Annotated in this window: 13 protein-coding genes and 1 pseudogene; 10 read left to right on the plus strand and 4 right to left on the minus strand. The window is 70.9% G+C overall.

Translation table 11 applies throughout. The features are described 5' to 3' along the window. Positions 1-29 precede the first annotated feature (29 nt). Positions 30-1,658, minus strand: a complete 1,629-nt coding sequence (locus tag AB0E05_RS27980) for a GMC family oxidoreductase N-terminal domain-containing protein (RefSeq protein WP_361968382.1) — start codon at positions 1,656-1,658, stop codon at positions 30-32. Positions 1,659-1,680: 22 nt separating this feature from the next. Continuing rightward, the gene (locus AB0E05_RS27985; protein WP_361968384.1) at positions 1,681-2,115 is read right to left on the minus strand and encodes an HIT family protein; all 435 of its coding nucleotides are present in this window, start codon (positions 2,113-2,115) and stop codon (positions 1,681-1,683) included. Positions 2,116-2,594: 479 nt separating this feature from the next. On the opposite strand from AB0E05_RS27985, the gene AB0E05_RS27990 reads away from it, so the two are divergent. From AB0E05_RS27990 to AB0E05_RS28015, 6 genes and pseudogenes are all read left to right on the plus strand, one after another. Continuing rightward, on the plus strand, positions 2,595-3,431 hold the full coding sequence (locus AB0E05_RS27990) for an alpha/beta hydrolase (protein WP_361968386.1): 837 nt from the start codon (positions 2,595-2,597) through the stop codon (positions 3,429-3,431). 71 nt (positions 3,432-3,502) lie between these two features. Further along, positions 3,503-4,090, plus strand: a complete 588-nt coding sequence (locus AB0E05_RS27995; protein ID WP_361968388.1) for a TetR/AcrR family transcriptional regulator — start codon at positions 3,503-3,505, stop codon at positions 4,088-4,090. Between the two features lie 111 nt (positions 4,091-4,201). After that, entirely contained in the window at positions 4,202-4,909 is a 708-nt protein-coding gene (locus tag AB0E05_RS28000; RefSeq protein WP_361968493.1) for a type 1 glutamine amidotransferase domain-containing protein, read from the plus strand. 155 nt (positions 4,910-5,064) lie between these two features. Beyond that, complete coding sequence (locus AB0E05_RS28005) at positions 5,065-5,721, plus strand: NAD(P)-binding oxidoreductase (RefSeq protein ID WP_361968390.1); 657 nt, start codon at positions 5,065-5,067, stop codon at positions 5,719-5,721. Between the two features lie 172 nt (positions 5,722-5,893). Next, positions 5,894-6,192: pseudogene (locus AB0E05_RS28010) on the plus strand (RHS repeat domain-containing protein); the annotation flags it as partial. A 516-nt stretch (positions 6,193-6,708) separates the two neighbouring features. Next, a complete protein-coding gene (locus AB0E05_RS28015) occupies positions 6,709-8,322 on the plus strand; it encodes a translation initiation factor 2 (protein ID WP_361968392.1) in 1,614 nt (537 codons plus the stop codon). Here the strand turns inward: AB0E05_RS28015 and AB0E05_RS28020 are convergent. Next, entirely contained in the window at positions 8,310-10,400 is a 2,091-nt protein-coding gene (locus AB0E05_RS28020) for an NB-ARC domain-containing protein (RefSeq protein ID WP_361968394.1), read from the minus strand. The two genes, AB0E05_RS28015 and AB0E05_RS28020, sit on opposite strands and share 13 nt — an antisense overlap. A 160-nt stretch (positions 10,401-10,560) precedes the next feature. Between AB0E05_RS28020 and AB0E05_RS28025 the strand changes: the two genes are divergently transcribed. From AB0E05_RS28025 to AB0E05_RS28040, 4 genes are all read left to right on the plus strand, one after another. Further along, on the plus strand, positions 10,561-10,998 hold the full coding sequence (locus AB0E05_RS28025; protein WP_361968396.1) for a hypothetical protein: 438 nt from the start codon (positions 10,561-10,563) through the stop codon (positions 10,996-10,998). A gap of 407 nt (positions 10,999-11,405) precedes the next feature. Further along, positions 11,406-12,485, plus strand: a complete 1,080-nt coding sequence (locus AB0E05_RS28030) for an iron ABC transporter permease (protein WP_361968398.1) — start codon at positions 11,406-11,408, stop codon at positions 12,483-12,485. Further along, positions 12,482-13,642 carry an iron chelate uptake ABC transporter family permease subunit gene (locus AB0E05_RS28035; RefSeq protein WP_361968400.1) on the plus strand — a complete coding sequence of 387 codons (1,161 nt, stop codon included), beginning with the start codon at positions 12,482-12,484 and terminating at the stop codon, positions 13,640-13,642. Before AB0E05_RS28030 ends, AB0E05_RS28035 begins: the two co-directional genes overlap by 4 nt. Next, entirely contained in the window at positions 13,639-14,517 is an 879-nt protein-coding gene (locus tag AB0E05_RS28040) for an ABC transporter ATP-binding protein (protein ID WP_361968402.1), read from the plus strand. The genes AB0E05_RS28035 and AB0E05_RS28040 overlap by 4 nt, the downstream gene beginning before the upstream one ends. Positions 14,518-14,691: 174 nt before the next feature. Here the strand turns inward: AB0E05_RS28040 and AB0E05_RS28045 are convergent, their stop codons facing one another. Next, a complete protein-coding gene (locus tag AB0E05_RS28045) occupies positions 14,692-15,357 on the minus strand; it encodes a GNAT family N-acetyltransferase (RefSeq protein ID WP_361968404.1) in 666 nt (221 codons plus the stop codon). Positions 15,358-15,602 lie beyond the last annotated feature (245 nt).

The raw sequence follows: 15,602 nt of genomic DNA on the forward strand, positions 1-15,602 counted from the left end.
CGATCAGCCCGTCCAGGGGACCGGCCTCTTCATCGGCCCCGCTCGGCCGCGAGGATCTCGGCTGCCCGCTCGCCGACCACGATGGAAGGGGCCATGGTGTTGGCGACCGTCACATGGGGCAGCACCGAGGCGTCGGCGACGCGGAGGCCCTCGATGCCGTACACCTTGAGCCTCTCGTCCACGACGGCTCCCTCGTCCCGTCCCATCCGGGACGTACCGCACTGGTGCCAGAAGGTCTCCACTGCGTTTCGCACGAACTCCTCCACCGTGTCCGTCACCGACGACGCCGGGGACACCTCCCGCTCGACGAACGGGCGCAGCGCCGCGGAGTTGCCGATCTCCCGGGCCATGGCGACGGCGGACAGGGCCGAGCGCACGTCGTCGGGGTCGGCGAGGAAGTTCGTCTCGATACGCGGTCCGGCCATCGGGTCCGTGCTCGCCAGGCGGACCCGGCCTCGGCTGCCGTCGCGCGGGCGCATGGCAGGCATCAGGGTGAAGCAGCGCTCCGGCGGCGGGTACTGCGCCGCGCTCTCAAGGGAGACGGACGGCGCCGGCGAAACATACATGACGAACTCCGGTGCGTTCGGCCGTGTTTCGTCTTCCCAGAAGCAGACGGCCTGGCTGCGTGTGGGCACCGGCAGCGGTACGTCCGTCGCTTCCCACATGCAGGGCAGGCGTATGTGGTCGTCGAGGTTGCGGCCGACGCCGGGCAGGTGCTGGACCACCGGGATGCCCAGGTCCCGCAGTTCGCGTTCGTCCCCGATCCCGGACCGCATCAGCACGGCCGGGGTGCTCAGCGCGCCCAGCGACAGCACCACCTCCTGCACCGCGTTGACGTGCAGCGGCCTGCCGTCGCGCACGATCTCGACGCCGCGGGCCCGGCCTGCGGCGACCAGGACGCGGGAGACCGTCGTGTGCGGCAGTACCGTCAGGTTCGGCTGCCCCACACGGTCGGCGACGTAGCGGCGGAAGGGGGTCTGCCGCACGCCGTCGTGGATGTTCTCGTCCCGCACGGCACAACCGGAGTTCGCCTCCATAAGAACGCCGTTGGCGCTGTCGAATCGGGGGATGCCGGTGGCCTCGGCGCCGTCGAGGAAGGCGGTGAAGAGCGGATGCACGTCCTGCGACGGCCGTATCCGCATCGGCCCGCCGGTGCCCCGGCGCTCGGGGTCGGGCGTGCCCTGCCAGTCCTCGATACCGCGGTAGTGCTCCAGCACGCGCACGTAGCCCCACGTGGGATCGCCCGTGGCCTCGGCGTAGGAGTCCCAGTCGGTGCGGTGGCCTCGGGCCCACACACCCGCGTTGACGGCACCTCCCCCGCCCAGCCCACGGCCGGTGGCGTAGGCGAGTCGGCGCCCGTTCAGATGGTGGTTCGGCTCCGTGACGTGGTCCCAGGTCCGCTCGCTGCCGAGGTTGGCCGGCCACAGGTCGGGATCGCGGACACGCTCGTCGTCGTCACTGCCGCCGCTCTCGACGAGCAGTACCGTGACGTCCGGATCGGCCGCGAGCCTGCCCGCGAGAACGGAACCTGACGAACCGGCGCCGCACACGATGTAGTCGAACGTGGCACCGTCGTCCAGGTGGTCGGCGAGGGCGAGCCGATGCGCGGTCACGGTCGGGGTCGCGGCGGCATCGGCCTGTTCAGGGTGGCTGCTCATGTTCAGCGTCTCCTTGGAGTACTCAGCCGCGGTCGGTGTCCCGGGCCTGTTCATAACCGAGTTCGAGCAGGGCGGCACGCAGTTTCACCGCGGCGTCGTCCAGTGCGGACTGGTCCTCCTCCGGCTTGGCCTTGCTGAAATCGAAGTCGGACATGTCCCAGACGGGGGCGACATGGATGTGCAGGTGCGGCACCTCGAAGCCCGCGACGACGAGGCCGGCCCGCGGTGCGTCCCAGGCCCGCTGCACCCCTTGCCCAACGGCCTGGGCTACCTCCATGCACCGCGCCAGAAGCGCGCCGTCGGCATCGGTCCACCGGTCGATCTCGCGACGGGGGACGACGAGGGTGTGGCCGGGCCGCAAGGGGGCGACGGTGAGGAACGCGGTGACCTCGGGATCCTGCCAGACAAAGCGTCCGGGCAGCTCCCCGGCGATGATGCGAGAGAAGACAGTAGGCACGTTGAAGTTCCTTTCACATACGGCGGACGGCTCCTCCGCAGAGGGTGCGGGCCGGTCCTACTGCCGCCCCGGGTCCCGGATGAAGTCCGAGGGACGGAAGGGAAGTTCCTCACGCGGCCACCTGGCGTCCCGTTGGAAGGCCTCGTCGTCGAAGTCCGCGGGGGTGTCGCGGAGTTGGCAGAGGCTACCTTGCTCAACGTACAGGGCTCGCAAGGTGTACTGCGACACGGCCATGGTGCGCCTTCGGTCCTCGTGCGGGATCAGCCCCATCTCCGCGGCGCGGCGGTGCCCACCTCCTGGACGCGGCCCGTTACGCGACCCGGGCCTGGCCCGCGTAACACCCCTCCCCTACTTGCCGGAGCCGCACCTGCACGACAAGGGGCGCCGGGGCAGAGGGGGTTGCGAGCCGAGTAGACCGGTCGTATAGTTCTGGATGCCGGAACGCGACAGGCACCGGATTCCCGGAAGGGGAAGGCATCATGGGACGCATCAAGGTCGGCACGGAGAACAGCACCGACATCGAACTGCACTACGAGGACAAGGGGACCGGGCAGCCGGTCGTCCTCATCCACGGCTACCCGCTGGACGGCAACTCCTGGGAGGGCCAGGTCCCGGCCCTGCTGGCGGCCGGCCACCGGGTCGTCACCTACGACCGGCGCGGCTTCGGCAAGTCCAGCCAGCCCTCCACCGGTTACGACTACGACACGTTCGCCGCCGACCTGAACACCGTCATGGAGACCCTTGACCTGCGCGACGCGGTCCTGGTCGGCTTCTCGATGGGCACCGGCGAGGTCGCCCGCTATCTGTCCGTCCACGGCTCCGACCGGGTCGCCAAGGCCGTGTTCCTCGCGTCACTGGAGCCGTACCTGGCGATCACCGACGACAATCCCGACGGCGCCGCCCCGCCCTCCTTCTTCGAGGGCGTCTCCGAGGCGGTACAGAAGGACCGCTACGCCTTCTTCACCGGCTTCTACGCCGACTTCTACAACCTCGACGAGAACCTGGGCACCCGGGTGAGCGAGGAGGCCGTGCGCAACTCCTGGAACGTGGCGGCCGGCGCGGGCCCGATCGCCTCCGCCGCCGCACCGCTGACCTGGCCCACCGACTTCCGCGCCGACATCCCCAAGATCGACGTCCCCGCCCTGATCGTGCACGGCACCGGCGACCGCACCCTGCCCGTCGACGCCACCGGACGCCGCTTCGCCAAGGCCCTGCCCACCGCCGAGTACGTCGAGATCGACGGCGCGCCGCACGGACTGCTCACCACCCACACCGCCGAGGTCAACGAGATCCTCCTCGACTTCCTCGGCCGGTGACGCCCGGGACGGTGCGGTGGCCGCACGACCCCTCAGAGACGACTGGTCTAATGGGCGGTAGAGTAGCGCACATGGGAGCCATTCAGGGCGACACTCGCCGCAGCATTCTCGACACCGCCCAGCGGATCATGGCCCGCAAGGGGTTCTCCGCGGTGGGTATCAACGAAGTCCTCACCGCGGCCGGGGTTCCGAAGGGGTCGTTCTACCACTTCTTCGGCTCCAAGGACGCCTTCGGCGAGGCGATGATACGAGCCTACTTCGCCGACTACCTGGCCGACATGGACCGCATCCTCGCCCAGCCGGGCCTGACCTCGGCGGAACGGCTGATGAACTACTGGCAGAACTGGCACGAGACACAGAGCCTCGACGAATGCCAGGGCAAGTGCCTGGCCGTCAAGCTCGGCGCAGAGGTCGCCGACCTCTCGGAGGCGATGCGGATCGCCCTGAAGGAAGGCACCACCGCCGTCACCGACCGCCTGGAACGGACGATCTCCGCCGGCCTGAAGGACGGATCGCTCACGACCGACACCTCCGCCCGTGACACCGCACAGGCCCTCTACGACATGTGGCTCGGAGCGAGCATCATGGTCAAGATCCACCGCGACATCGGCCCACTGGACACTGCGACGGTCGTCACCCGTCAGCTGCTGCACCTGTAGAACACAGAACTCAGAACCCGGTCACGCCTCGACCCCGAAGATCCGCCCGGACACCGGTCGTTTCTCCCATCCCGCCCGAGTCGACCGGTCTACTCAGGGGAAGTGCACACCATGAAGGTCCTCATCGTTCTCACCTCGCACGACGAACTCGGCACCACCGGCCGCAAGACCGGCTTCTGGCTGGAGGAACTCGCCGCCCCCTACTACCGCTTCAAGGACGCCGGCGCCGAAGTCGTCCTCGCCTCCCCCAAGGGCGGCCGACCGCCCCTGGACCCCAAGAGCAACGAACCCACCTTCCAGACCGACGAGACCCGCCGCTTCGAGGCCGACCCCGACGCCATGGCCGACCTCGCCCACACCGTCCGACTCGACTCCGTCTCCGCCGACGACTTCGACACCGTCTTCTACCCCGGCGGCCACGGCCCCCTGTGGGACCTGGCCGAAGACCCCACCTCCACCCGCCTCATCGAGACCGTCCTGCGCGCGGGCAAGCCCCTCGCCCTGGTCTGCCACGCCCCCGGCACTCTGCGCCACGCCACCAACCCCGACGGCACCCCCCTCGTCCGCGGCCGGAAGGTCACCGGCTTCACCAACGGCGAGGAAGCCGCCGTCGGCCTCACCGACATCGTCCCCTTCCTCGTCGAGGACGAACTCAAGAAGCTCGGCGCCGACTACGCCAAGACCGACAACTGGCAGCCCTACGTCGTCATCGACGGCCTCCTCATCACCGGCCAGAGCCCCGCCTCCTCCGGCCCCGCCGCCGACGCCCTCCTCACCCTCCTCACCCTCGTCAACCAGGTCGACGACGCCCGCGCATGACCCACCCACAAGCCACCTGCCCCGCGGACCCACCGGCACCAGCCCAACGGCCCGCGGGGCACACCCGCACAAGCACCGTCATCCCACCAGAGACGAAGAAGCCCACCCCCTACAAGGCCAGCCCGGCCGGCACCCGATCAAGGAGAGTGACACCAATGAAGGTCTTCATCGTGGGCATCGCCGGCGGGGTCGGGAGCCGTCTGGCCCGTCTGCTGACCGCCGCCGGTGACCAGGTCGACGGGCTCTACCGCCGCCCGGAACAGGGCGAACGCCTCGCCGCCGAGGGCATCCACGCCACCCACGGCGACCTGTCCCGCCTCGACGCAACCGCCCTCGCCGACCTCCTCCACGGCACCGACGTCCTGGTCTTCGCCGCAGGAGCCGGCGGCGAAGGCGGCACCGCAGGCACCACCGCCATCGACGGCACCGGCCTGACCACCACCATCGAGGCAGCCCGCCGCGCCGGCATCCACCGCCTGCTGCTCGTCTCCGTCTTCCCCGAAGCCTGGCGCGGCCGCGACGTGTCCGACACCTTCGAGCACTACATCGACGTCAAGAAGAAGGCAGACGCCGAACTGGCCGCCACCGACCTCGGCTGGACCATCCTGCGCCCCGCCGCACTCACCGACGAACCGGGCACCGGCCGGATCAGCCTCTCCCCCGCCCTGATCCACACCGACATCACCCGCGACGACGTAGCAGCCACCCTCGCCGAACTCGTCCACACCCCACAGATCCGCCGACAGATCCTCGAACTCGTCCAAGGCGCCGAGCCCATCGCCGACGCCGTCCGCCGACAGATCCGCACCTGACCGGTCGAACCTCTCGAATCAGGAGTTCTGCCGGGTGTACTCGGCCAGAAGCCGTATCTCAACCGATCATGGAACGTGTGGGTCGAACAGGCCTCTCAGCAGGGTGATCTTCCCGTTGTACGCGCATGAAGACAGGGCCTCTCGGTAGCTCGGGGATGCGCATCTGACCAAGCAACGGACCTACGACGGCTCCCTCCTGACATCCGCCGGCTCCGTCACCGTCGTCCACGACGCCGCGGGCCGGGTCGTGGAGCGCCGCAAGAAGCGGCTGTCGCGCAAGCCCGACGTCTGGCGGTACGCCTGGGACGCCGAGGCCGGCTCGTCGCCTGCACCACGCCGGACGGCGTCCGGTGGAGCTACCGATACGAACCGCTGGGCCGGCGGGTTGCCAAGCAGCGCCACGACGGGGCCGGCACGGTCGTGGAGGAGATCCGATTCGCCTGGGACGGCACCCGGCTGGCCGAACGGACGGACCTCGCCGCCTCTCTGGAGACGCCGATCGGACAGCCGGTGACGTCACCGGTGGTAGCGCCGTCGGATCCGATGAAGTCGTCCAACTCGGCGAGGGCGCGCCGACGGTTCACAAACCCGCGCGGCGGTCCCGACACCTGGTCGGGGCGGCGACCGGGGGACGCCTCCGGCGCCGGTTCCGCTGGTCGGCGTGGTTCGCCTGGTGGTGGCTGAAGGTGATCCCGCGGTGAACGACGCCCGCTTGGACCCGTTGCCCTTCGGCCTGGCCAGGGAGGCTGTTCAAGATCCCCGCCGACCATGGTCACCGTGCTGGGCACCGGGCGCGGAGGATCGCATTCCGTCGCCACTACGATCAGGCGCATGCCGCACCGGAACCGTGACCGCAATTCCGAATCACCCGCAACACGCGAAATATCCCCTTCGAGTACACTGGACGATTTCACGGGCAGCGGGCAGCGGGCAGCGGGCAGCGGGCAGCGGGCAGCGGGCAGCGGGCAGCGGGTCGTGCTCGTTGCCGTGCGTTCCGCAGGGGCTCTGCACCGGCTCCTCGACGTGCTGCCAGCCTTCGACGGGGACAGTCGCGTCGTCACCCGGTTCACGCTGGTACCAGGCTCGCGCTTCGATGTCGACGCGCTGGCCGCCCTGGAACGGTCGGGTGCCCGGACCCTGCCCTGGGAAGAGGCCCTCCGAGGTGAGCACGACCTGCTCCTGGCGGCGAGCCCGAAGGGAGAACTCTGGCAGTTGTCAGGCCCTCGGGCGCTGCTGCCGCACGGCGCCGGCTTCAACAAGACGATCGCTGACGACGGGTCAGCCGGCGTCCCCTCGGGCCTCGACACCCACTACCTCCTCAGCGACGGCAAACCCTGGGCCGCACTACACGCCTTGGCACACGAGGAGCAGGTGTCCCGCCTCGCGTGCGGGAGCGCCGACGCCGCGCAGCGTGCCGCGGTGGTCGGTGACCCCACGCTGGACCGACTGCTGGTGTCGGTTTCGCGTCGCGATGACTTCCGCGATGCGTTGGCGACCGGGCCCCGCAGGCTCGTCGTCGTGACGTCCACCTGGGGGCCCGAGTCGCTGTTCGCCCGGCGTCCCGAACTGCCCGCAGAACTCTGCGAGTCGCTGCCGTACGACTCGTTCCAGTGTGCCCTCGTCCTGCACCCCAACGGTCACAGCGAGACGGGACGCTTCGACCTCTCCCGGCAACTCGCCCCGGCGCTGGCGGCGGGCCTCGTCCTCGCCCACCCGTACGAGGAGTGGGCCGCGCTCTTGGTCGCGGCCGATGCCGTGGTCACGGATCACGGCTCCACGGCCCTGTACGCCGCGGCCCTCGGTCGCCCGGTCGTCGCCGCGTACGACGGCGGCAACGAGTTGATACCCGACAGCCCGATGGCACGGCTGTTGGCCGCCTCGCCCCGACTGTCGACGCCCTCCGAACTCCCCGGCGTCCTTTCGGCCGCCCGGGCGGTGGACACCCGTGAGCCCGTCGCCCTCGCGTTCGCCCACCGAGGGCAGGCACTCGCACGACTGCGGCACCACCTCTACCGCCTCATCGGGCTCGCCCCGCCGACCGGGCCGGTCAGGGCCCAACCGCTGCCCCGCCCCACGACCGTGCCACGCCGGCCGTCGGCCTTCGCGGTGCGGGCGGAGGTGTCGGGCGGGCGGATCGTCGTCGAGCGCTTCCCGGTGCACACGCGTGAGCACGTCCACCACGTGGCGGCCGAGCATTCCGTCGCCGAGCAGCGCGAGGTGCAGAGCGCGGCCGTGCTGTGGCGTCGTGCCGCCGACGCAGCCGTCCGCCCGCGGTCGAGCACGTGGACGGCGGACGGCTGGACCGCGCACGCGCTGGCGGAAGCACCGCTGTGCCGGACCGCGGTCGCGGTCCTCACCACCCGGCGTTGCCTGCTGCGGCACCGGACGGCCGGGCTGCTCAGCCTGCGACTGGAGCCCCACCGCGCCGGGGGCCGCGTCTCCTACGCGGACCCGGTCGCCGTGGCGTCGGCCGTGCACGCGTGGCTGGGCCGGGGCCCGGCTCCTACGTTGCCCGCGTCGCTGCTGTGCGACACGGGGCCGGTCACCGTACGCGTGCACCTGACACCGGTGGACACGGACGACCTCAACTACGAGCTCTGATCGCCCGAACCGGCCCCGTACCGGCTCGCGATGCGGTCCGCAGCCGTACGGAACTCCTGGCCGTCGGAGGCGTCGCCGCGGTCTTCCGCGAGACCCGCCAACTCCTTCAGGACCCGGACCTCGTCGGTGCGCGAGCCCCGGGCCCGGGCGGCGTCGAGCGCCGCGCTGACCAAGGGGTGGGCCTCGTCAGGTCGTCCCGCCAGCCGCAGTGCACGGCCCAGTTCGAAGCCCGACCGTGCCGTGATGCGCTCCCGCTGCTGGTCCTCCGCCATCCGGTGCGCTTCGTCGAGGAGGGCAACGGCCTCCTGGTGCCGACCGCTCCGTAGGGCGGTCTTCCCCAGCAGATAGGTCTGGAGCAGCACTCCGTACGCGTTGCCGATGTCCGTGTGGATCGCCTTCGACGCTTCGAAGTCGGCCCCGGCCCCGGCCCAGTCGCCGGTCTCAGCCTTGAGCAGGCCCCGGAATTCAACCGTCGAAGCGGCCAGTTTGCGCTCCGCGGTCGACCGCCCGAGGGCCGCGGCGGCACTGAGGGCGTGGCGAAGCTGCTCGGCGGCCTCCTCGTAGCGGCCCTGCTCCCACAGCGGACGGGCCAGTTGGCACCGCATGCGCACCATCGCCGGCAGATGCTCCGCACGGTCGGCTGCTGCCACCGCCGTCCGGAAGGCGTCCGTGATGTCGGCGTAGTGCTGGTGGTCCAGGAAGTGCGTCCACAGCGGTTCGCACAGCGCCCACGCGTCCTCGTACAGCCCGTCGTCGAAGGACAGTCGGACGTATCCGCACAGGGCCAGCCGGTGGGTTTCCAGCCATCCAAGGGCTTCCGGCTTTCCGGCGAACTCCACGTCGGGCACCAGGGCGTTCACCCGCTCCGGGATCTGCGCGAAGGTCATCCGCGAGCCGGCCGCCAGCAGGTCCGCGCGGGCGGCCTGGCGCCGGTACCACGCGATCGACGCACGGCGTGCCCGCGCCCGTTCCGACCCGTCCGGGTCCTCCTGTCGCCCACGGCGTTCGGCGTGCCCCCGCAGGAGGCCGTGCATGCGCCAGCCGTCGGCCAGGGGCTCCAGCAATCCCGCGGACTCCAGCTCTTCGAGGGCGTCGCCCGCCGTGACGGGCTCGCATCCGAGCAGCACCGCGGCGGTCAGCTCCCGGACCCGTGGGTCGGGTAGCTGTGGCAGCAGGCGGTACAGTCGCGCCGCCTCCGGGGCCAGGGCCTCGTACGCCGCGTCCCAGACCGCTTCGACCATGGGAATCCCCTTCCCGTGCAGCTCCGCGACGAGTTCCGCGACGAGCCGGGACAGACTGCGCCTGCGGTACTTGCGCACCCATTGCCCGGCGACTTGGAGTGCGGCCGGCAGTCCGCCGCAGCCCCGTGCCAGGTCGACCACCGCGTCGGGCTCCTGGGTCAGCCGCGGATCGGTCACCAGGTGCCCGAGCAGTCGTACGGCGTCGTCCACGGCCAGGGGGCCCACCGGCACCTCGACCGCGGCGGTGCCGGCGAGGTCGTACAGGACGCCCTGGCTGGTGACGATCACGAGGGCGTGGTCGGAGGCCGGGAGCAGCGGGATGACCTCGGTGCCGTAGCGGGCGTTGTCGACGACCACGACGATCCGTTTGCCCTGGGTCAGCCGCCAGAGCTGCTTCGTACGACCGCCGAGGGACCTCTCCCGCCATTCCGACGGCACGTCCAAGGCGCCCAGCAGTTCGCCGACCGCGTCGGCGACGTCGACGACGCCGCCCCGGCGCGCCTCGTCCAAATCGACGTAGAGCGCCCCATCGGGATACCGGTCCAGCAGGCTGCGTGCCACGTGGAAGCCCAACGCCGACTTGCCGATCCCGCCGATCCCGGTCAGCGCAACCACCAGCGGCCCCCGCTGAGCGCGGTGTTCTTCGACCGCTCGGGCGATGCGCACCTGCTCGTCCTGCCGGTTCTCGAACCATCCTGGCGCGGGCGGCAGTTCGCAGGGCACAGGCCGGGGAGGCACTTCCGCCCCGTAGAGATGCTGGTGCAACTCCCCGATGCGTCCTGCTTGGACGACCGTCTCCGCGCGACCGTCCAAACTGTTCCGCGTCTCGTCAACCATGCGCCAACAGTAGGCGCTTCCCCCACCCCACGACGGCACCAGCACATCGGCCGGAACCGCCACGATCGACGCGCAGTGCGACGAAGCCCTTGAACCACTGCATCACTCCGCGCAGCCGACCTAAGGTGGAACAACCGATGTCGACCGAGGGAGACCGAGTATGGACCCCATCACCGCAGCGACCCTCGCCGCACTGGCCGGTGGACTCGGAGGCGAGGCCGGGCGTCAGACGTGGCAGGGCCTTGCCGCGCTGGTCCGACGCCCGTTCCAGCGAGGATCGGATGAGGGGACGGTCGACGACGGCACTCCGCAGATCAGCTCCGGCGAACGGGAAGTCGCCGCGTTGGAGGACAACCCCGCCGACCCGCTGCGCGCCCAGGCGCTAGCCACCGCCATCGGGGTACGGGCGGCGCTGGACTCCGAATTCCGCACGCTGCTCGAAGAATGGCAGCAGCAACAGGCGAAGCCCGCGTCAGTCAGCACCATCCACAACAGCGTCAGCGGCCACGTTCCCAACGGCCAGGTCGTCCAAGGCCAGAACTTCTCCAGCCTCACCTTCAACCTGACACGCAACCCAGCCGCTCCGCGCTCGGAATAGACGGGCCAGAAGCACCACATCCGCAACAGCGGGCCGGCATGCGAACGATGCGCACTGCCCGCCTTGAGGACGACGCGGATGGCCGCGCTGACGCCCGCCACACCGTGGCCTCTCTACCTTTGGGCGGCCGAATCTGCTGGCGCGGTGGAACGGGCAGCAACGACCGCCCTTGACCTGGAGCATGGCCTGGGCTTCTTGGCCGTAGAGCTCGGCGTAGTGGCCGAACGCTTCCCACTCGGCGTCGTTTGCGGCGGCGGAGGACGCTTGCGCCCACGCGTACGACGCTTCGGCCATGCGCGCGGAGGTCGGGGGGAATCGGACAGACCCTCCTCCCGCGTCAGATGGGGTCACCTCTTCCGAACCAGGCAACATAAGGGTAGGCTCACCTAAGTTGATCATTGTGTGCGGTGGAGGAGATCGTGATCGAAGCGCGCTCCGCGCTCCGAGCCCCCCTGGAGGTTCGACCGGCGCGGCAGCGGCTGACAGGAGCCGGCGGCAAACGCCGCTGGGCCGGACTTCTGGTGCTGCTGGGAGTGGTGGCGCTGGCCGTGCTGCTCTCCATCGCCCTGGGGTCCAAGCCGCTCACCCCAGGCCAGGTCTGGCACGGACTGTGGAGTCCGCAGGGCCTGGAGGCGGACATCATCGTCCGGGATCTGCGCCTGCCGCGCACCTGGCTCGGGCTCGTGGCCGGCGCCGCGTTGGGGGTGGCCGGCGCGCTGATGCAGGGGCACACCCGCAACCCCATCGCCGATCCGGTGGTTCTGGGCATCAGTGCGGGAGCCGGGATGTGCGTGGTCGCCGCCGTCTTCCTGCTGGGCATCTCCGGCCTCCACGGCTACGTGTGGTTCGGATTCCTCGGTGCCGCCGTGGCCAGCCTGCTGGTCCACGCGGTGGGGCGGCTCGCTCGGGGCGGCGCCACCCCTGTCACCCTGGCGCTGGCGGGCGCCGCCGCGCACGCCCTCTTCACGGCACTCACCGCGGGCATCGTGCTGATCGACCGGCAGGCCCTGGAGGTCTACCGGTTCTGGACGGTGGGCACCCTCTCCGGCCGCCCGGTGGAACTCGTCGTGCAGATGCTCCCCTTCGTCCTGGTGGGGCTGGTGCTGGCCGCCGCCAACGCCGGCGGGCTGAACGCCCTGTCACTGGGGGAGGACGTGGCCCGGTCGCTGGGCCTGCGGGTGGGGCTCACCCGGGCGGTCGGCATGGCGGCCATCACCGTGCTGACCGGCACCGCGGTCGCCGTCTGCGGGCCGATCGGCTTCGCCGGGCTGGTCTCCACGCACATCGCGCGGTACTTCACCGGGCCCGACTACCGTTGGATCCTCGTCTACTCAGGTCTCATCGGTGCCTCCCTGGTGGTTCTCGCCGACACCCTCGGCCGTCTGGTCGCCCGCCCCGGGGAGCTCCAGGTCGGCATCATGCTCGCGTTGATCGGCGCGCCTGTCTTCATCTACCTGGTGAGCCGCCGAAAGCCGGTGGGGCCGTGACCCTCCCCATGGCGCCCGGACCGCGTTCCTCGGCGCCCGCGGAAACCGTCGTCGGTGCCGAGCAGAACGGCCCCCGGTCCGGTCGTCGGCCGACCGTTCTCGGCCGCCGACCGCTGCGCGTCGGTCCGCTCTCCTTCGGTTGGCGCCCCCGGCAGGTCCTGGTGCCGCTACTGATCGCCGCAGTCCTCTGCGCGGCCGTCGTCGTGAGCACCGCCCGGGGCAGCAGTTCCCTCTCCGCCTGGGAGGTGGCCCTGCGGCTGCTGGGCGGCGGAACCCCGGACCACGACTTCGTCATCTTCGAACTGCGCCTGCCGCGTGCTCTGATCGGCGTCCTGGTGGGCGGCGCGCTCGGACTGGCAGGAGCGATCATCCAAGGCATCGCGCGCAACCCACTGGCCAGCCCCGACATCCTCGGGATCACCAGCGGGGCCGGGGTAGGCGCCGTCACCGTGATCGTCCTGGGCGGTTCCTACGGCAGTGTCAGCGGCCCGCTGGCCGACATCGGCGTTCCCACCGCTGCCGTGGGCGGCGCTCTGGCCGCCGCCCTGGTCGTCTACCTGCTCGCGGTGCGGCGGGGAATCTCCGGCTACCGGGTGCTGCTGGTCGGCGTCGGCGTGAACGCGGTCCTCGGCAGCGTGCTTTCCTGGCTGCTGGTGAAGGCCGACATCGTGGACGTCGGCCGGGCGCTGGTCTGGCTCAACGGCAGCCTCGACCAGGCCACCAGTTGGTCCGTCGTGCGAACCACCTCCTTGGTACTGGCCGCGCTGGTGCCCGTCGCTCTGCTGCTCTCCTTCACCTTCGGGGCCCTCGTCTACGACGAGGACACCGCGCGGGGCCTCGGGGTGCGCATGACCGGAGCCCGGGTGGCCCTGCTGCTCATCGCCGTACTCCTCACCGCCACCGCGACCGCGGCGGCCGGGCCGGTCGCCTTCGTCGCGCTGGCCGCACCACAGCTGGCCCTGCGGTTGGCCCGCACCGGTACGCCGCCGCTGCTCGCCTCCGGCCTGTTGGGGGCGGCCGTGACGGTGTGGGCCGATGTGCTGGGCCGTACCGCCTTCGGCGATCTACAGCTGCCGGTCGGTGTCGTGACGGCCGCGCTCGGCGCGCCCTACCTGCTCTACCTGCTCGTCCGAAGCGGAAAGGCACGTACCTCATGACCGGGACCATCAAACTGGGCAAGGCGGCGGAGGTGTCCGCGTCGCGGGGGCGGAAAGCGGCCGGAGCGGATCTTGCTCCGGTGCGGCTGCGTGCACGGGGTCTCACCTTGGGCTATGCGCAGCGCCCGGTGATCGAGGGGCTCGACCTGGAGATCCCGGACGGCTCGTTCACCGCGGTCATCGGCCCCAACGGCTGCGGCAAGTCCACTCTGCTCCGGGCCTTCGGGCGGCTGATGAAGCCACGCGCCGGCGAGGTGCTGCTGGACGGCACCCCGATTCACCGGATGCCGACCCGTCAGGTCGCGCACTTGGTCGGCCTGTTGCCGCAGTCCCCCGTGGCGCCCGAAGGAATCAGCGTCGCCGACCTGGTCGCCAGGGGTCGCCATCCTCACCAGAGCTGGTACCGGCGCTGGACCAGCGAGGACGAGGCGGTCGTGGTCCGGGCGATGCGGGCCACCGGCATCTACGAGCTGGCGGAGCGGGACCTCGACGAACTCTCGGGCGGGCAGCGGCAACGGGCCTGGATCACCATGGCGCTCGCCCAGGACACCGAACTGCTGCTGCTGGACGAACCCACCAACCACCTGGATCTGGCGCACCAGGTGGAGGTTTTGGACCTGGTGCGGACGCTGCACCGGGACATCGGGCGCACCGTGGTGCTGGTGCTGCACGATCTGACGCTGGCGGCCCGCTACGCGGATCGCCTGGTGGCGATGAAAGACGGGCGCATCGTCGCGCAGGGGGCACCACGGGACGTGCTCACCGAGGAGATGCTGGCGGAGGTCTTCGGGCTGCACGCCCGGGTCCGGCACGACGAGGAGACCGGTTGCCCTCTGGTGATCCCGCTCAGCCGCCGTGCGGAACAGGACGGCTGACGGAGCGCCCGGCCCCTGCCGCCGGCGGCGCCCCGCCGGTACGGGTCTGGGGCACGGGCGAGAACGCTTCCGTACGGTCGCGAGTTCGGGAGACATGCCGATCCCGCACGAGGCCCACCCCCGCCGGTGGGACGAGGTGGGCCGCGTGCGAACTCCTCGGTGCGGCGCGCCGTTTCAGCCGGCGGCGGTGTCGGCCGACGCCGCCCAGACGGGCCGTCCGATCCGGGGCAGCGGTCGCCCGTCGCGGACCCGTGCGTACAGCGCGATGTGACGGTGGCGCACCTGCACCTCGCCCAGCAGCGAGGCGCCGTTGTTCTCGATCATCTTGCGGGAGGCGGAGTTGGCCGCGTCGGGTTCGAACACCACGGCGTCACAGGCACGGTCCCGGTCCAGGAACTCCTCGGTGATCTCACCGATGATCCGGGACCCCAGGCCCCGGCCGGTGTCGGCCGGGTCGGCGATGGCCAGGTGGACGCTGAGGTCGTGCGGTCGAGCCTGGTAGTGGTGGCCGACGATGTCCTGGGCCATCCGGTAGAACTCCATGTAGGCGATGGGGCGCCCGTGCTGTTCGACGACGATGGGCCGTGAGTAGCCGGTGCGCAACTGGGCCTTGATGTGGGCGTCCCAGCGCTCCAGCGGCCAGTCGTACTCCCAGCCCTTGGCGGTGTGCGGCCGGTTCATCCACTCGCAGATCATCTCGATGTCGCCGTTGTCCGTGCGGGCGTCACGGAAGTGCAGTTCGCCGCGGTGGAAGCCGGTGGGCGGCGGTGGGACGGCGAGCCAGGAGGCGGGCAGCCCGTCGGTGGCGTAGCGGGGCAGCACGGGGGCGGTGGCATTCACAGGAGTGGCTCCAAGGGGGGCGGGTGTCCGAGGTGCGGGGCTCCTGCGCGGGACGTCTGCGGCTGCCGGTCCGCCGGCTGCGTTCTGTCCGCCCTGCGGTACGCGTGGCGCGAGCGGAGCTCGGGACCACGTGAACAGGCCGCTCAGGACGGGGCCGGACGTCGTGAGGCGGCTGCCGGGGATTTTGCAGTACGGGAAGAGGCGGAGGCAAGTGTGCCCCCGTGAGGCGAAGATCACGTACGGCC

Origin of the sequence: Streptomyces sp. NPDC048057 (assembly GCF_040653095.1) — a bacterium.
GTDB lineage: Bacteria > Actinomycetota > Actinomycetes > Streptomycetales > Streptomycetaceae > Streptomyces.

Bases quoted from the DNA above. Each gene is read 5' to 3' on its own strand.
- AB0E05_RS27980 (WP_361968382.1), bottom strand. From the start codon at position 1,658: ATGAGCAGCCACCCTGAACAGGCCGATGCCGCCGCGACCCCGACCGTG.
- AB0E05_RS27990 (WP_361968386.1), top strand. From the start codon at position 2,595: ATGGGACGCATCAAGGTCGGCACGGAGAACAGCACCGACATCGAACTG.
- AB0E05_RS27995 (WP_361968388.1), top strand. From the start codon at position 3,503: ATGGGAGCCATTCAGGGCGACACTCGCCGCAGCATTCTCGACACCGCC.
- AB0E05_RS28000 (WP_361968493.1), top strand. From the start codon at position 4,202: ATGAAGGTCCTCATCGTTCTCACCTCGCACGACGAACTCGGCACCACC.
- AB0E05_RS28005 (WP_361968390.1), top strand. From the start codon at position 5,065: ATGAAGGTCTTCATCGTGGGCATCGCCGGCGGGGTCGGGAGCCGTCTG.
- AB0E05_RS28020 (WP_361968394.1), bottom strand. From the start codon at position 10,400: ATGGTTGACGAGACGCGGAACAGTTTGGACGGTCGCGCGGAGACGGTC.
- AB0E05_RS28025 (WP_361968396.1), top strand. From the start codon at position 10,561: ATGGACCCCATCACCGCAGCGACCCTCGCCGCACTGGCCGGTGGACTC.
- AB0E05_RS28040 (WP_361968402.1), top strand. From the start codon at position 13,639: ATGACCGGGACCATCAAACTGGGCAAGGCGGCGGAGGTGTCCGCGTCG.